The following is a 15,433-nucleotide window of genomic DNA, read 5'->3' on the forward strand; positions in this document are numbered from 1 at the left end:
CGGCGGCAGGCCTCGACGGGAATATCGGTGGAGCAGGGCACGCGAGAACACGAACTGGTGCGCTTCCGACGCGAGGAAATTGCCGCGTTGGACCGGTTTCCCTCGGCGCGCCGGCCGCCGCACCGCCTGTGTCGCTCGCGCATGCGCCGGCTTAGGCGCGCTCTCCTGCGCTCGTTTCTCGCGCTTGCCGCGCTCGTAATCGTGGCGAGCTGCCTTCTCTATCTGGTCGGCGTTGATGCGATCGGCAACGAGCGGCTGCGGAGGCAGGCGGAACAGGCGATCGAGCAGATTGCTGGCGTTGATGTCGACGTCACTCTGGGGCGGCTGCGTCTGGTGCCCGGCCGGACTAGCTTCTTTGCGCTGGAAATCGGCGACGTGCTGATCGCAAGGGCCGATGACGGCACGCCGATCGCCCGGGCCGGCACTCTGCATTTCGGGCTGAGGGCGATCCCGCTTCTGAACGGCCGGGTCGAGCTTGCACGGGTGGCCATGGCGGAAGCGGCTTTTTCGCCTTCAGGCCTGCCTGCGGGAGGCGGCCTTGCCGCGCTGCTTGCCGCGGGCGAAGTCATCCATCCCGATACCCTCCAGCGCGCGGTTTTTGACAGCGTTCATCGTGCTTTCGCGATGACGCGGAATGTCGGGCTCACGCGGGTCAGCCTTACCGACATCAGCCTGCTCCCCGACGATGGCGATGAGCCCCACCTCCGCATTGAAGAGCTGGAGCTTGAGCGTTCGGACGAAGCGGAAATTACCTTCGAAGGCTCCGCGCTTTATCGCGACCGCAGCGTGGTCTTCGACGGACAGGCTCAGCGGTCGGCCGATGGGGAAAGCATCGAACGCCTTGCCTTCAATCTTGCTGCACCAGAGACTGACGATTCCGCCAGCAAGGCCGGGACGGGACTCATCCGCGCGCTGGGCGCCTTCGAGCTGGCGCTGACCGGACGGGAGACGGGGAGCGAAGATCGCGGCCGGCTGGAATTGGAGGTGCGGCTTGCCAATACGCTTGTGGGTTTCGACCGCGACGAAATCCTGGTCAACAGCGCCGTTGCCCGGCTTGCCTCCAACGAGGGGGATGAGGCCTTTTCCGTCCCCGAGCTCATGCTTTCCATCGGGCGCACGCGGATCAACCTCGAAGGCAGGATCACGCCCACGGAGCCGGCGGAAAGTGCCGGCCCGGCAATCTACAGCATCGATCTCGTATCGCGCCGCTCCCTGATCGCGCCGGTCGACTCGCCAGAGCCGGCGCTGCCCTTCACCATGCGGATTGCAGGCCGTTTCGAGCCTCTGGCGAGGCGTATGGTCGCCGAGCGGATCGACATGCGCACCGCCGGAGGGGAAGTGACGGCCAGCGCGGCATTGACGATGCCCGCCGGCATGGCCCCAGGCGTTACGCTCGCCCTATATGTGGCCGATCTGCCGACCGCGCACGCCAAGCAGTTCTGGCCATGGTTTGCCGCCGCCGGAGCGCGCCGCTGGACATTGGAAAACGTCTTCGGCGGCCGCGTGCGGGAAAGCAGCCTGCGGCTGATCGTCCCTCCCGGTCGGCTTGGCAACGGGGTGCCGCTGTCGGCGGAGGAGGTCTATGGTCGCTTCAATCTGTCCGGCACGCGGTTCGACATTGCCGGGCGCCTTCCGCCGGTGCGCAACGGGGAAGGCTCCGTCGCCTTCCGCGGGACGGATGTGAGGGTCGAACTCGAATCGGGCACCATCTACATGCCGAGCGGGCGGCGTGTGGATGCCAGCGGCGGAACCCTCACCATCCATTCCGCGCATCTGAAGCCCCGCATAGGCAAGCTTTCGATCGACGTGTCCGGCGAGGCATCCGCCATTGTGGAGCTCGCCTCCTATGAGCCGATAGACGCCTCGCGCTTCCACGACCTCGCTCCGGACGACATTTCCGGCGATATGTCCGGCCACATCAACGCGGACATTCCCCTGCAAAACGGCATTCCCGCGTCGAATCTCGGCTGGAAGGTCGATCTCCGTTACACGGATCTGTCGCTTTCAAGGCCGATCGAGGGGCAGAAGATCGACGCGGCATCGGGGTCACTGCTGATCCAGCCCGACCGCGCGGAGATCGTCGCCGAGGCCGAGCTGAACGGCGTGCCCGCAAGCCTTCGCCTGCTTCAGCCGCTCGGCGGCTCAAGCGTGGAACGCGTGCGTCACGTCGAACTCAAGATGAACGATGCGGCGCGGGACAGGCTGTTCCCCGGGCTGGGGATGCTTGTCTCCGGGCCGTTCACGGTAGTCTATGACGAACTGCCCGGTGAGAGGACGAACATCACCGTCCAGCTCGACCGCGCGCGCCTGACCGTTCCTTGGATCGGCTGGCGCAAGGGGCCTGGCATTCCAGCCTCGGCCAGCTTCAAGATGGATGCGGATGGCGGGACGGTCGAACTCTCGGATTTTTCGTTACGCGGCGAAAGCTTCGCCGTGTCCGGTCTGGTGCGGCTTTCTGGTGGTCAGCTTGAGGAAGCACGCCTCGACCATGTGCGCTTCAACCGCGGCGACGATTATGCGGCCATGATCCGACGTGACGGCGTCGGCTATGCCGTTCTGGTGGAGGGCGCCTCGATCGATGCACGCGGCATCATCAAGCGGGCGCTGGAGGAAGACTCAGGATCGTCGTCCAGCGGTTCTCCCAAAGGGCAGGCGGGCAGCGTCCGGGTCGATGCCACGCTCGGCCAGGCTTATGGTTTCAACGGTGAGAGCCTGGCGCAGGTGAAGCTTTCCTATGCCTCAGGCGGCGACCGGCCCGACCGGCTGTCGGTTAGCGGGGCGGCGGACCGCTACGGCTCGATCACCCTGACCAAGAGCGTAGAAGGGGATCGCCACGTGGTGAGGGCCAGTTCCGACAATGCGGGCGCTGTCCTTCGCTTTCTCGATATCTACAAGTACATGGAAGGCGGACAGCTGAGCCTGGCACTGGAGGGCGCAAGCGACAGCGATGTGCTTTCCGGCCGCATCGACATCCGCGACTTCTGGCTGGTCAATGAGCCACGCATGAGCTCTCTGGTGGCCGCCACACCGGACGCGAGCGGGAGGGTCGATGCCACGCGCGTCGAGTTCGAGCGTGCGGGTGCCTTTCTGACGAAGGGAAGGGGAAGCCTTGCCATTGCCAATGGCGTGCTGCGCGGCCCACTGATCGGCTCGACCTTCCAGGGCACGCTTTACGACGCCAATGACAATATGGACATCACCGGCACTTTCATGCCGATCTATGGCGTCAACCGGATTTTCGGCGAGATTCCGCTGATCGGGCAAATTCTCGGCAACGGGCGTGACGGCGGCCTGATCGGCATCACCTACCGGCTTTCCGGCAAGTTCGAGGATCCGAAACTGCAGGTAAATCCAATCTCCGCCATTGCGCCCGGCTTCCTGCGGGAGCTTTTCGAATTTCGGTAAGCGGGTAAGTGCCACAGGCTCGATGCCATCCGAGCCTGTTTCTGAAACACCTCGGCAGAAGCCGCGCCGGTATCCTGTCTATTCACTTACCGGACGCAAGAGCACGTGCTTTTTGCGCCCGAAGGAAACCTTGATCACCCCTTCGGCCGTGACATCGTCCGCGCCGATGATAGCGCGGTCGTCCGTTACCGGACGGTCGTTGATGCGAATGGCGTTGTTGGCGATCGCCCGGCGCACTTCGCCATTGGATGCAGCAAGACCAGCGCGAACGACCGCGGTAAGCACGCCCAGGCCGCTTTCGACCTCGGCGCGCGGCACCTCCACGGTGGGCAGGCTTTCGGCAAGCGCGCCTTCCTCGAAGGTCTTGCGCGCGGTCTCGGCGGCGGACTCGGCAGCCTCGCGGCCATGCACGATGGCCGTCGCCTCCGTCGCCAACACCTTCTTGGCCTCGTTGATCTCCGCGCCCTTCAGCGCGGCCAGCCGGGCGATCTCGTCAAGCGGCAGCCTGGTGAAGATCTTCAGGAAGCGCTCGACGTCCTCATCCTCGGTATTGCGCCAGTACTGCCAGAAGTCATAGGGGCTGAAATGGTCCGGGTTGAGCCACACGGCTCCGCTCGCCGTCTTGCCCATCTTCGCGCCCGACGCGGTGGTGAGAAGCGGCGTCGTTAGCGCATAGAGCTGGGGCCTGCCCATGCGATGGCCGAGTTCGATGCCGTTGACGATGTTGCCCCACTGGTCGGAGCCGCCCATCTGCAGGATGCAGCCGTAGCGCCGGTTGAGCTCCACGAAATCGTAGGCCTGCAGGATCATGTAGTTGAATTCCAGGAAGGAGAGTGACTGCTCGCGGTCGAGCCTCTGCTTCACCGACTCGAAGGAGAGCATCCGGTTAACCGAGAAGTGGCGCCCCACGTCACGCAGGAACTGGACATAGTTTAGTTCGAGAAGCCAGTCCGCATTGTTGACCATGAACGCATCGGTCGGCCCGTCCCCGAAGCGCAGGATACGCCCAAAGATGCGCTGTATGCCTTCGATGTTCTTGGCGATCGTCTCGGGCGGAAGCAGCCGACGCTGCTCGTCGCGGAAGGACGGGTCGCCGATCATCGAGGTGCCGCCGCCCATCAACACGATCGGGCGGTGGCCCGTCTCCTGCAGCCAGTAGAGCATGGTGGCGGAGATAAGATTGCCGATATGCAGGCTGGTCGCCGTCGCGTCGTAGCCGACATAGCCGGTGATCGTTCCGCTTGCCGCCGCCTCATCGAGCCCTTCGGGATCGGATATCTGGTGGATGAAGCCACGCTCGGAAAGCACGCGCAGGAAATCGGACTTGAACCGTTGCATTCTCGACGATCCCGTATGGGGAACTGGCTGAAAGACGAGCGGCGTTTAACACCGCCGCCCAGGGCAGACAAGCGCGAGGAGGCTCATCTTAGCCGCTTCGGGCGCGGTTCGGCCAGCTCGCCCCTCAGCCGCCGGTCCAGATAGTCGGCGCACTCCTCGATAAGCTGGTCGGCCATGTTGCTGTAGAAATGGTTCGCGTTGGGGATCGTCTTCTGCGTGATCGTGATGCCCTTCTGCGACTGCAGCTTGTCGACAAGTGCCTGCACGTCCGCGGGCGGCGCGACTCGGTCGGCCCCGCCATGGATGATAAGCCCGGAGGAAGGGCAGGGGGCCAGGAAGGAGAAGTCGTAGATGTTGGGCTGCGGCGAGACGGAGATGAAGCCCTCGATCTCCGGCCGGCGCATGAGAAGCTGCATGCCGATCCAGGCGCCGAAGGAATAGCCCGCAACCCAGCAGCTTTTCGAATCGGGATGCAGGGACTGTACCCAGTCGAGCGCGGCGGCCGCATCCGATAGCTCGCCGGTGCCGTGATCGAAGGAACCCTGGCTTCGCCCGATGCCGCGGAAATTGAAGCGCAGCGTGGTGAATCCGCGGCTCTGGAACAGGTAGAAGAGATCGTAGATGATCTTGTTGTTCATTGTGCCGCCGAACTGCGGATGCGGATGCAGAATGAGCGCGATGGGCGCATTCTTCTCCTTCGACGGCTGATAGCGGCCTTCGAGACGGCCGGCAGGTCCGTTAAAGATCACTTCGGGCATGGTCACTCCAACTCGCTGCCGGGTCGTGCCGCCACGATCAAATCATCACGGGCGGGTCTTGACGCGGCGCAGCTGCCTCCATAGAAGCTAGTTTAGAACTGTTCAAAAGTGGGGCGGCGTGCTGCCCCTGGCGAGCCGGTAGATAGGATGGCTTGCCTTGGAAATTCAAGGAAATAACGCTGTCTGGGTCGCAATTCGCGGCAGATGGTGCAAGGACGGACATGGCAGAAGAGCGCATCTATCTGGACCATAATGCCAGCGCGCCGCTTCTCAGCGCGGCGCGTGAGGCGATGGTGGCTGCGCTCGATGCCGCCAATCCGTCCTCCGTCCATGCAGAAGGCCGGATATCCCGGCGGATCGTTGAAGCTGCGCGGCGCGATGTGGCCGAGCTTGTGGGCGCCAAGCCCGAGCACGTGGTCTTTACCTCCGGCGCGAGTGAGGCCGCCGCCACGCTCCTGTCGCCGGAATGGACCATGGGGCGGGCGCCGCTCAGGTTCGGCCGGCTTTATGTGTCGGCTGCGGAACATCCCTGCATCCTGTCTGGCGGCCGCTTTCCGGCCGATGTGGTTTACAAAATTGCGGTGAATGCCGACGGTCTCATAGACCTGGACGCTTTAGAGCGGGCGCTTGCCGGCCATGATCGGGAGCGGGGGCTTCCGCTGGTGGCGGTGCATGCGGCGAACAACGAGACCGGCGTAATCCAGCCCTTCGAGGAGATTGGCCGGATCGCTCGGACGGCGGGTGCCACAGTCATTTTGGATGCCGTGCAGGCGGCCGGACGCATTCCTCTCAATATTTCAGCAGGATATGCTGATTTCTTTATCCTATCGTCGCACAAGATCGGCGGACCCAAGGGCGTAGGTGCCATTGTCGGCGTCAGCGATCTTATGATGCCGCGTCCGCTGATTGGCGGCGGCGGGCAGGAGAAGGGGCACCGAGCCGGTACTGAGAACGTGGTGGGTATCGCCGGTTTCGGTGCTGCCGCGCGCGAGGCGGCCGCGGGCCTTGCCCATATGGACGCCGTACGCGCACGGCGCGACAGGCTGGAGACAATCATCCGCGAAGCCGTACCGGGCGCGATGATCTACGGCTGCAACGCTCCGCGCCTCCCAAATACGATCTTTTTCTCGATCCCCGGAATGAAGGCGGAGACGGCGCAGATCGCCTTCGATCTGGCGGGAATCGCGCTGTCGGCGGGCTCGGCATGTTCGTCAGGCAAGGTGGGTCCCAGCCATGTGCTCGCGGCCATGGGGTTTGGCGATCAGGTGGGAGCGCTGCGCGTTTCCATTGGGCTTTCGACGACGGATGAGGAGGTCGAAGCCTTTGCAGAGGCGCTGAAAAAGATCGCGGCAAAACGAAAGGAAAGGGCGGCCGCCGCTTGAAGCCGGCAGGTGGTGTAATGGCACGCAAGGAAAAAATGGAGTAAATGACACATATTTTCTGAGGCGCACGTGAATTCGGCATCCGTCCTCCCTAGATAGAGGGCGGCTTGCCAGTCTTGAAACGGCCGGACCTTGACTCCGGCATGAATGGAGAATGCTGATGCCTGCAGTGCAGGAGACCATCGAGCAGGTCCGCCGTATCGATGTGGACCAGTATAAGTATGGCTTTGAGACGCTGATCGAAAGCGACAAGGCACCAAAGGGGCTCAACGAGGATATCATTCGGTTCATCTCGGCCAAGAAGGGCGAGCCGGAATGGATGACCGAATGGCGTCTGGCCGCTTACCGGCGCTGGCTCACTATGGAAGAGCCGACTTGGGCGCGCGTTTCCTATCCTAAGATCGATTTTCAGGACATCCACTACTACGCCGCGCCGAAGGGCATGACCGGCCCGCGCTCACTTGACGAGGTCGATCCCGAGCTTCTGCGCACCTATGAGAAGCTCGGCATTCCGCTTCGCGAGCAGGAAATCCTCGCGGGCGTGCGCAGATCGGGCGAACCGAGCACGCTGGACGGCGATGGCGCGAGCGACAACGTCTACCAGTCTGGCCGTGTCGCGGTGGACGCGGTGTTCGACTCCGTCTCGGTCGTGACCACCTTCAAGAAGGAGCTGGCCAAGGCCGGCGTCATTTTCTGCTCGATTTCTGAAGCAATACGCGAACATCCCGAGCTCGTCCGGAAGTATCTCGGTTCTGTAGTCCCGCCCACGGACAATTTCTACGCCACCCTTAATTCGGCGGTCTTTACCGACGGCTCCTTCGTCTATGTGCCCAAGGGCGTACGCTGCCCGATGGAGCTGTCCACCTACTTCCGCATCAACGAGCGGAACACGGGGCAGTTCGAGCGCACGCTCATCATTGCCGATGAGGGCGCCTATGTCTCCTATCTGGAAGGCTGCACCGCGCCGCAGCGTGACGAGAACCAGCTTCATGCGGCCGTTGTCGAGCTGATCGCGCTTGACGATGCGGAGATCAAATATTCGACGGTCCAGAACTGGTACCCCGGCGATACGGAAGGCAAGGGCGGCGTCTACAACTTCGTCACCAAGCGGGGCGATTGCCGCGGCAGGAACTCCAAGATTTCGTGGACGCAGGTGGAAACCGGCTCCGCGATCACCTGGAAATATCCGTCCTGCCTGCTGCGTGGCGACAATTCGCGCGGTGAGTTCTACTCGATCGCCGTCTCCAACGGCCATCAGCAGATCGATTCCGGCACCAAAATGATCCATCTCGGCAAGAACACGTCGAGCCGGATCATTTCCAAGGGCATTTCTGCCGGCCGCTCCAACAACACCTATCGCGGCCAGGTCTCGATCCACCGCAAGGCCGAGAACGCGCGCAACTTCACCAACTGCGACTCGCTGCTCATCGGCAATGACTGCGGCGCCCACACGGTGCCCTACATCGAGGCCAAGAACTCGACCGCAAAAGTGGAGCACGAGGCGACCACCTCGAAGATCTCCGAGGATCAGAAGTTCTATGTGATGCAGCGCGGCATTCCGGAAGAGGAGGCGATCGCGCTCATCGTCAACGGCTTCGTCAAGGATGTCATCCAGGAACTGCCGATGGAGTTCGCTGTCGAGGCGCAGAAGCTCATTAACATCAGCCTCGAGGGCTCGGTCGGATGATCAAGCGCGTCTGGCATGGCTACACCACGCCCGACCGAGCGGACGAGTACGAACGGTTGCTGCGCAGCGAGGTGATGAAGGAGATCGAAGGCAAGAATATCCCCGGCCTTCGGCGCTTCGAGGTGCTTCGCCGCGCTCTTGAGGACGAGACAGAGTTCGTGACCATCATGGAGTTCGACTCGCTTGAAAGCGTAAAGGCCTTTGCCGGCGAGGATTATGAGGCCTGTTACGTACCCGCCGCGGCCCGTGCCGTTCTGAAACGCTTCGATCAGCGTTCGCAACACTATGAGCTGCGCGACGTGCGCAGCTACGTATGAGTTCTTACAGGAAGAAGAGATGCTCGAAATCAAGAACCTTCACGCCCGCATCGCCGAGGACGGCACGGAAATCCTGCGCGGGGTCAATCTCACGGTAAAGGCCGGCGAAGTCGCCGCCATCATGGGCCCGAACGGCTCCGGCAAGTCCACGCTGTCCTATGTGCTGGCCGGCCGCGAGGACTATGAGGTCACCGAGGGCGACATCCTCTACAACGGAGAATCCATCCTTGAGATGGACCCGGCCGAACGCGCCGCCGCCGGCATCTTCCTCGCGTTCCAATATCCGATGGAGATACCGGGCGTTGCCACGATGGAATTCCTAAAGGTGGCCATGAACGCCCAGCGCAAGGCGCGTGGCGAGGAGGAACTGAAGATTCCGGAGCTGATGAAGCGGGTGCGCGCCGCGGCCGAATCGCTCAGCATGGACATGGCCATGCTCAAGCGGCCCCTCAATGTCGGCTTTTCAGGCGGCGAGAAAAAGCGCGCCGAGATCCTGCAGATGAAGCTTCTGGAGCCGAAGCTCTGCATTCTCGACGAGACCGACTCGGGCCTCGATATCGACGCGCTGAAGATCGTGGCGGACGGGGTGAACGCGCTACGCTCGCCGGACAGGGCGATCGTCGTCATCACGCACTATCAGCGCCTGCTCGACTATATCGTGCCCGACACGGTGCATGTTCTCTATCGCGGCCGCGTGGCGACCTCCGGCGACAAGGAGCTGGCTGTCGAGCTTGAGAAGAACGGTTACGCCGGCCTCGTCGGCGAAGCGGCTTGAGGGGCTGGCGATGAATGTTCAGACACAGATAAAGCGGACGGCTGCGGAGGAAGCACTGCTTGCCGCTTTCGCAGAGCGCGGCACAAAGCTTCCGGGTGACGCTAAGGTTGCGGAGAGGCGCGAGGAAGCGGTGTTGCTGCTTCAGCGCGGCCTGCCGAACCGCAAGGTCGAGGCCTGGCACTATACGGATCTTCGCCGGCTGCTTTCGGCCGTCCCGTCCTTCGATGCGGGCGGACCTGCGGCACCGCGCGCGCCGCTGCTGGAAGGCTCCTTCGTTCTCCCCGTGTTAAACGGAGTGGCCACTCCGCCGCTGGCAATCGACGGCGTTGCGGTTTCGAAGGTCGCCGACAGGCTTGCCGATGGCAGCTTGGCCCCGCTTCTCCGGCTGGAGGGATCGGACGACACGGTCTCCGCCATTAATGCGGCCTTTGCGGCCGATGGCTTTGTGGTGGACGTTCCCGCCGGAGCCGAGGTGGCAGCGCCGATCGAGCTCCAGAACATTCAGGCCGGGGGACAGGTCCACACGCGCTTTGCCGTAACGGTGGGGGAGGGCGCGAAAGCTACGTTTGTGGAGCGGCAGGCGGGCGAGGGCGATGCGTTCGTCAGCTCCGTCAGCCACCTGCAGGTGGAAGATGATGCCGAGGTGCTCTGGCTCATCCTCCAGGAGCAGCCGGAGGGCGCAAACCATCTCGGCCGCATCAGCCTCACCATGGGCAAGCGGGCGAAAGTGACGCTCTTCGTGATGAATTCCGGCGGCAAGCTCGTGCGCCAGGAACTGCGCATCGTCGCGGAAGGCGAGGGCTCCGAGCTGCGCCTGCGTGGCGTGAACCTGTTAGCGGGTGACACGCATTGCGACGTGACCATGGTGCTCGATCATGCCGCGCCGCACACGGTCTCGACCGAGACCATCCGCAACGTGGTCACCGGCCGGGCCGAAGGGGCGTTCCAGGGGCAGATCCGTGTGGCGCGTCACGCGCAGAAGACGGACGCCAAGATGGCCTGCAACACGCTTCTCCTGTCGGATGAAGGCGGTTTCTCTGCAAAGCCGGAGCTGGAGATCTTCGCCGATGACGTGGCCTGCGGCCACGGAGCGACCGTGACGGAAATCGAGGCCGATCATCTGTTCTACCTAATGGCCCGCGGCATCGATGAAAAGACGGCGCGTGGCCTTCTGGTGAAGGCGTTCCTTGCCGAGGTGGTCGAGGAACTGGAAAATGAACAAATGGTCGACGCGCTTGAAGCCAGGCTCAACACCTGGTTCGCGGAGCACGGGTAGGCCCCTCCCATAGGCCGCGGAATATCCCGCGGCCTTCATTCCCATGTTGGGGAGATCCCGAGTAACTCGGGTGATGAAGGGGAACAGGCTGCGCTGATCGGGCGCCAGATAGGATCGGATATGGACCAGAAGCTTGAAAGCAAAACCTACGACGTCGAGGCGATCCGCCGCGATTTCCCGATCCTGGCGCGCAAGGTCCACGGCAAGCCGCTGGTCTATCTCGACAACGCCGCCTCGGCGCAGAAGCCGAAGGCTGTGATCGACGCCGTTACCCATGCCTATTCCAACGAATACGCCAATGTGCATCGCGGACTGCACTTTCTCTCCAACGCCGCGACCGAAGCCTATGAAAAGGCGAGGGAAATCACGCGGCGCTTCCTCAATGCCAAGAGCGCGGAGGAGATTGTTTTCACCAAGTCCGCGACGGAGGCGATCAACCTCGTTGCCTACAGCCACGCCATGCCGCGGATCGGCGAGGGCGACGAGATCGTGCTTTCCGTCATGGAGCACCATTCCAACATCGTGCCCTGGCATTTCCTGCGCGAGCGGCAGGGTGCGAAGCTGGTCTGGGCGCCGGTGGTGGACGATGGAAGCTTCTCCATCGAGGAATTCGAGAAGTGTCTGAGCGAGCGGACGAAGCTCGTTGCGATCACCCACATGTCGAATGTGCTGGGCACGGTAACGCCCGTCGCTGAGATCGTCCGCATCGCGCACGCCCGAGGCATTCCCGTGCTGGTGGATGGCAGCCAGGGTGCGGTGCACCTGCCGGTGGATGTGGAGGCGCTTGGCTGCGATTTCTATGTTTGCACCGGCCACAAGCTTTACGGGCCGTCGGGCATTGGCGTGCTCTACGGCAAGCGGGAGCGTCTCGAGGAGATGCGGCCTTTCCAGGGAGGCGGCGAGATGATCGAGGATGTGACGCTAGACAACGTCACCTACAACGAGCCGCCGCACCGGTTCGAGGCCGGTACCCCGCCCATCGTGCAGGCGATCGGGCTGGGTGCGGCGCTGGAATACATCATGACGGTTGGCCGCGACGTGATCGCCGCGCACGAGGCCGAGGTCTCGGCTTACGCCCACGAGCGGCTGGGACAGATCAATTCGCTGCGCATCTTCGGCACTGCGCCGGGCAAGGGTTCGATCCTGTCCTTCGAGCTTGCGGGCATCCACGCCCATGACGTGGCCATGGTCATCGACCGCTCAGGCGTTGCCGTGCGTGCCGGCACCCATTGCGCTCAGCCGCTCTTAAAGCGCTTCGGCGTGACCTCCACATGCCGCGCGTCCTTCGCCATGTATAATACGAAGGCCGAGGTGGATGTGCTCGCGGAGGCGCTTGACAAGGCGCGCAAATTCTTCGGGTGAAGCCATGGAAGAGACAAACCGGAAACCCGAACTGAACCAGGCGGAGTCAGTGGGCGAAGGCAACGCCGTCCAGAGCAGTGCCATACCGCCGGACGAACTGGCGCGTCTGACGGACGACATCATCAGCGCGCTGAAGACGGTGTACGACCCGGAGATTCCGGCCGACATCTACGAGCTCGGGCTGGTCTACAGGATCGACATCGAGGATGACCGTTCGGTGAAGATCGATATGACGCTGACGGCGCCCGGCTGTCCCGTGGCCGGCGAAATGCCCGGATGGGTGGAGAATGCCGTCAGGTCCGTGGAAGGCGTCAGCGATGTCGAAGTGAATATGGTTTTCGATCCGCCCTGGACGCCCGACCGTATGTCGGAGGAAGCTCAGGTGGCGCTCGGGTGGTATTGATTGCGCCGATGCCGGCATAGCGGATACCGAGTAGGCATTGAACGGAAAGCGTGAGAGACTAACTCCAGGTAGGACGTTTATAGCGGGCTGCTGGCCCGCTCGACGGAGAAACCGATGAGCCGATTCCAAGTCATCACCCTGACAGACGCCGCAGCCGCGCGGGTACGCGAAATCATGGCCAGCCGCGAGGGGGCCAAGGGCATTCGCGTGGGCATCAAGAAGGGTGGCTGCGCGGGAATGGAATACACCGTCGATCTTGTGACGGAGCCCGACCCGAAGGACGACCATGTGGAGCACAACGGAGCTCACGTCTATGTCGCGCCGGAGGCCACGCTGTTCCTGCTGGGCACGGAGATGGATTTCGAATCCACCCGGCTGCGCACGGGGTTCGTCTTCAACAATCCCAATCAGGCGTCCGCCTGTGGTTGCGGCGAATCGGTGGAGCTGAAGCCGGCCGATCTCAAGGCCCTGGCCGAGGCCCGGGCATAGAGGGCGGCCTGACCGGACGGCGGTCCTGAGTGGCCGCCGCTCTCTTTCCTCAGTCCGCGAAGCGGAGGCGTCCCGGCCCGTTAATGCGAGTGCGTTGCTTCGGCCACCTACAGCTCCGGCTTGCCACATGCGCATGATTGGTCTAGCGAGAGCCGCAATCCTAATTGCGCATTTTCCTCACGGCCCATGACGATTATCGATACGCGAACCCCCGATCCGAAGCGGCTCATCCCAGGCGCCACCGGCGACTGGGAGGTCATTATCGGCATGGAGATCCACGCCCAGGTCACCTCCCGTGCCAAGCTCTTCTCGGGCGCCTCCACCGAATTCGGGGCCGCGCCCAATGCCAATGTCAGCCTGGTGGACGCGGCCATGCCTGGCATGCTGCCGGTCATCAACGAGGAATGCGTCAAGCAGGCGATCCGCACCGGGCTGGGGCTGAAGGCGAAGATCAACCACCGCTCCGTCTTCGACCGTAAGAACTATTTCTACCCAGACCTGCCGCAGGGCTATCAGATTTCGCAGTACAAGCAGCCGATCGTGGGCGAGGGCGAGGTGATCGTCTCCGTCGGTCCCGCTCGGGACGGCAGCTTCGAGGAAATCAGGGTGGGCATCGAACGGTTGCATCTGGAGCAAGACGCCGGCAAGAGCCTGCACGACCAGCATCCCACCATGTCCTATGTGGACCTCAACCGTTCCGGCATCGCGCTGATGGAAATTGTCTCGAAGCCGGATTTGCGCTCGGCTGAAGAGGCAAAGGCCTTCCTGACCAAGCTAAGGACGATTCTGCGCTATCTCGGCACCTGCGACGGCAATATGGAAGAGGGCTCGCTGCGTGCCGATGTGAACGTTTCCGTGCGGCGGCCGGGCGAACCTTTCGGCACGCGCTGCGAGATCAAGAACGTCAACTCCATCCGCTTTGTGGGTCAAGCCATCGAATCGGAGGCCCGCAGGCAGATCGCGATTCTGGAGGATGGCGGGAAGGTTGAGCAGGAGACCCGCCTGTTCGACCCCAACAAGGGCGAGACACGCTCCATGCGCACCAAGGAGGAGGCGCATGACTACCGCTACTTCCCCGATCCGGACCTCGTGCCGCTCGTCTTCGATCAGGCCTATGTGGATGCGCTTGCAGCCGATCTGCCGGAGCTGCCCGACGAGAAGAAGGCGCGCTTCATGGAAAGCTTCGGGCTTTCGGAATATGATGCATCGGTGCTCGTGTCCGAAAAGGCCATTGCGGATTATTTCGAGCAGGTGGCCGCGGGCCGCGACGGCAAGGCTGCTGCGAACTGGGTCATCAACGATCTGCTCGGCGCGCTGAACAAGAACGGCAAGAGCATCGAGGAGACGCCGGTATCGCCGGATCAGCTCGGCGCCATCATCGATCTGATCAAGGACGGCACGATTTCCGGCAAGATCGCCAAGGACCTGTTCGAGATCGTCTGGAACGAGGGCGGCGACCCCACCCGGATCGTTGAAGAACGCGGCATGAAGCAGGTCACCGACACCGCGGCGATCGAGAAGGCCGTGGACGAGGTGATCGCCGCCAATCCGGACAAGGTCGAGCAGGCGAAGGCCAAGCCGACGCTCGCCGGCTGGTTCGTCGGCCAGGTGATGAAGGCGACCCAGGGCAAGGCCAATCCGCAGGCGGTCAACGCGCTCGTGAAGCAGAAGCTCGGCATCGAATGAGCGAAGCCGGCAGCGCCGTGTTGCCCGATGGCGGAAAGGTGACGATCCGGCACGCCCGGCGCGAGGACCTTCCTACCCTCGTGGCGCTTTTTGCCGCTGACTCGCTCGGCGGGCATGGCGATACCTCCGACCCGGTCGCAGCCGGCGATTATCTCGCCGCTTTTGAAGAGATCGAACGAAGCCCTAATGACAGGCTCTATGTGGCCGAGCTTGCAGGCGAGGTGGCCGGCACCTTCCAGACGACGCTGACGAGAACGCTCACTGGCCGCGGCAGCCTCAAGATGACAGTAGAGGCCGTGCAGACGCGCGCTGACCTGCGCGGGCGCGGCATTGGTGCGGCAATGATTCGCTTCGCCATCGAGGAAGCGCGCAGGGCTGGCGCGCGTCAGGTTCAGCTCATGTCCAATGCCGTGCGCGTGGACGCCCACCGGTTCTATGAGCGGCTAGGCTTTGCCAAGAGCCATGTCGGGTTCAAGCTGAAGCTTTGAGGCGACGAAAGCGCGCGGGCCCTTGCCATCCGGCCGGAGCGCGGCCATAAGGCAACCAGTTGACGAT

The 15,433-nt window shown here is 63.0% G+C and carries 13 protein-coding genes; 11 read left to right on the top strand and 2 right to left on the bottom strand.

Annotation, left to right across the window (positions count from 1 at the left end):
• Positions 1 to 27 precede the first annotated feature (27 nt).
• The gene (locus NYR54_RS19260; RefSeq protein ID WP_261514117.1) at positions 28 to 3,405 is read left to right on the top strand and encodes a DUF3971 domain-containing protein; all 3,378 of its coding nucleotides are present in this window, start codon (positions 28 to 30) and stop codon (positions 3,403 to 3,405) included.
• 78 nt (positions 3,406 to 3,483) lie between these two features.
• On the opposite strand, the gene tyrS is transcribed toward NYR54_RS19260, so the two are convergent.
• Both tyrS and NYR54_RS03565 read right to left on the bottom strand, forming a co-directional pair.
• Entirely contained in the window at positions 3,484 to 4,743 is a 1,260-nt protein-coding gene (gene tyrS / locus NYR54_RS03560) for a tyrosine--tRNA ligase (protein ID WP_261514118.1), read from the bottom strand.
• Between the two features lie 83 nt (positions 4,744 to 4,826).
• Positions 4,827 to 5,501 (bottom strand): alpha/beta hydrolase, encoded by a 675-nt coding sequence (locus tag NYR54_RS03565; protein WP_261514119.1) that lies wholly within the window; start codon positions 5,499 to 5,501, stop codon positions 4,827 to 4,829.
• 221 nt (positions 5,502 to 5,722) lie between these two features.
• Here NYR54_RS03565 and NYR54_RS03570 point away from each other — a divergent pair, with 221 nt between their 5' ends.
• From NYR54_RS03570 to NYR54_RS03615, 10 genes are all read left to right on the top strand, one after another.
• Positions 5,723 to 6,883 (top strand): cysteine desulfurase family protein, encoded by a 1,161-nt coding sequence (locus tag NYR54_RS03570; protein WP_261514121.1) that lies wholly within the window; start codon positions 5,723 to 5,725, stop codon positions 6,881 to 6,883.
• A 160-nt stretch (positions 6,884 to 7,043) separates the two neighbouring features.
• On the top strand, positions 7,044 to 8,570 hold the full coding sequence (gene sufB, locus NYR54_RS03575) for a Fe-S cluster assembly protein SufB (RefSeq protein ID WP_261514122.1): 1,527 nt from the start codon (positions 7,044 to 7,046) through the stop codon (positions 8,568 to 8,570).
• Complete coding sequence (locus NYR54_RS03580) at positions 8,567 to 8,887, top strand: antibiotic biosynthesis monooxygenase family protein (protein ID WP_261514123.1); 321 nt, start codon at positions 8,567 to 8,569, stop codon at positions 8,885 to 8,887. The genes sufB and NYR54_RS03580 overlap by 4 nt, the downstream gene beginning before the upstream one ends.
• Before the next feature lie 19 nt (positions 8,888 to 8,906).
• A complete protein-coding gene (gene sufC / locus NYR54_RS03585) occupies positions 8,907 to 9,662 on the top strand; it encodes a Fe-S cluster assembly ATPase SufC (protein ID WP_261514124.1) in 756 nt (251 codons plus the stop codon).
• Between the two features lie 10 nt (positions 9,663 to 9,672).
• On the top strand, positions 9,673 to 10,938 hold the full coding sequence (gene sufD / locus NYR54_RS03590) for a Fe-S cluster assembly protein SufD (RefSeq protein WP_261514127.1): 1,266 nt from the start codon (positions 9,673 to 9,675) through the stop codon (positions 10,936 to 10,938).
• A gap of 120 nt (positions 10,939 to 11,058) precedes the next feature.
• Positions 11,059 to 12,300, top strand: coding sequence for a cysteine desulfurase (locus tag NYR54_RS03595; protein ID WP_261514128.1), 1,242 nt, complete (start codon positions 11,059 to 11,061; stop codon positions 12,298 to 12,300).
• A gap of 4 nt (positions 12,301 to 12,304) precedes the next feature.
• Positions 12,305 to 12,703, top strand: a complete 399-nt coding sequence (locus tag NYR54_RS03600) for an SUF system Fe-S cluster assembly protein (protein WP_261514129.1) — start codon at positions 12,305 to 12,307, stop codon at positions 12,701 to 12,703.
• 114 nt (positions 12,704 to 12,817) lie between these two features.
• On the top strand, positions 12,818 to 13,192 hold the full coding sequence (gene sufA, locus NYR54_RS03605; protein WP_261514130.1) for a Fe-S cluster assembly scaffold SufA: 375 nt from the start codon (positions 12,818 to 12,820) through the stop codon (positions 13,190 to 13,192).
• A 186-nt stretch (positions 13,193 to 13,378) separates the two neighbouring features.
• The gene (gene gatB / locus NYR54_RS03610) at positions 13,379 to 14,878 is read left to right on the top strand and encodes an Asp-tRNA(Asn)/Glu-tRNA(Gln) amidotransferase subunit GatB (RefSeq protein WP_261514131.1); all 1,500 of its coding nucleotides are present in this window, start codon (positions 13,379 to 13,381) and stop codon (positions 14,876 to 14,878) included.
• Complete coding sequence (locus NYR54_RS03615) at positions 14,875 to 15,366, top strand: GNAT family N-acetyltransferase (RefSeq protein WP_261514132.1); 492 nt, start codon at positions 14,875 to 14,877, stop codon at positions 15,364 to 15,366. The genes gatB and NYR54_RS03615 overlap by 4 nt, the downstream gene beginning before the upstream one ends.
• Positions 15,367 to 15,433: the final 67 nt, after the last annotated feature.

It is taken from the genome of Chelativorans petroleitrophicus, from assembly GCF_025398195.1.
Lineage (GTDB): Bacteria > Pseudomonadota > Alphaproteobacteria > Rhizobiales > Rhizobiaceae > Chelativorans > Chelativorans petroleitrophicus.

Bases quoted from the DNA above. Each gene is read 5' to 3' on its own strand.
- NYR54_RS03570 (WP_261514121.1), top strand. From the start codon at position 5,723: ATGGCAGAAGAGCGCATCTATCTGGACCATAATGCCAGCGCGCCGCTT.
- NYR54_RS03595 (WP_261514128.1), top strand. From the start codon at position 11,059: ATGGACCAGAAGCTTGAAAGCAAAACCTACGACGTCGAGGCGATCCGC.
- sufC (WP_261514124.1), top strand. From the start codon at position 8,907: ATGCTCGAAATCAAGAACCTTCACGCCCGCATCGCCGAGGACGGCACG.
- sufB (WP_261514122.1), top strand. From the start codon at position 7,044: ATGCCTGCAGTGCAGGAGACCATCGAGCAGGTCCGCCGTATCGATGTG.
- sufD (WP_261514127.1), top strand. From the start codon at position 9,673: ATGAATGTTCAGACACAGATAAAGCGGACGGCTGCGGAGGAAGCACTG.
- NYR54_RS03615 (WP_261514132.1), top strand. From the start codon at position 14,875: ATGAGCGAAGCCGGCAGCGCCGTGTTGCCCGATGGCGGAAAGGTGACG.
- NYR54_RS03580 (WP_261514123.1), top strand. From the start codon at position 8,567: ATGATCAAGCGCGTCTGGCATGGCTACACCACGCCCGACCGAGCGGAC.
- NYR54_RS03600 (WP_261514129.1), top strand. From the start codon at position 12,305: ATGGAAGAGACAAACCGGAAACCCGAACTGAACCAGGCGGAGTCAGTG.
- tyrS (WP_261514118.1), bottom strand. From the start codon at position 4,743: ATGCAACGGTTCAAGTCCGATTTCCTGCGCGTGCTTTCCGAGCGTGGC.
- sufA (WP_261514130.1), top strand. From the start codon at position 12,818: ATGAGCCGATTCCAAGTCATCACCCTGACAGACGCCGCAGCCGCGCGG.
- NYR54_RS03565 (WP_261514119.1), bottom strand. From the start codon at position 5,501: ATGCCCGAAGTGATCTTTAACGGACCTGCCGGCCGTCTCGAAGGCCGC.
- gatB (WP_261514131.1), top strand. From the start codon at position 13,379: ATGACGATTATCGATACGCGAACCCCCGATCCGAAGCGGCTCATCCCA.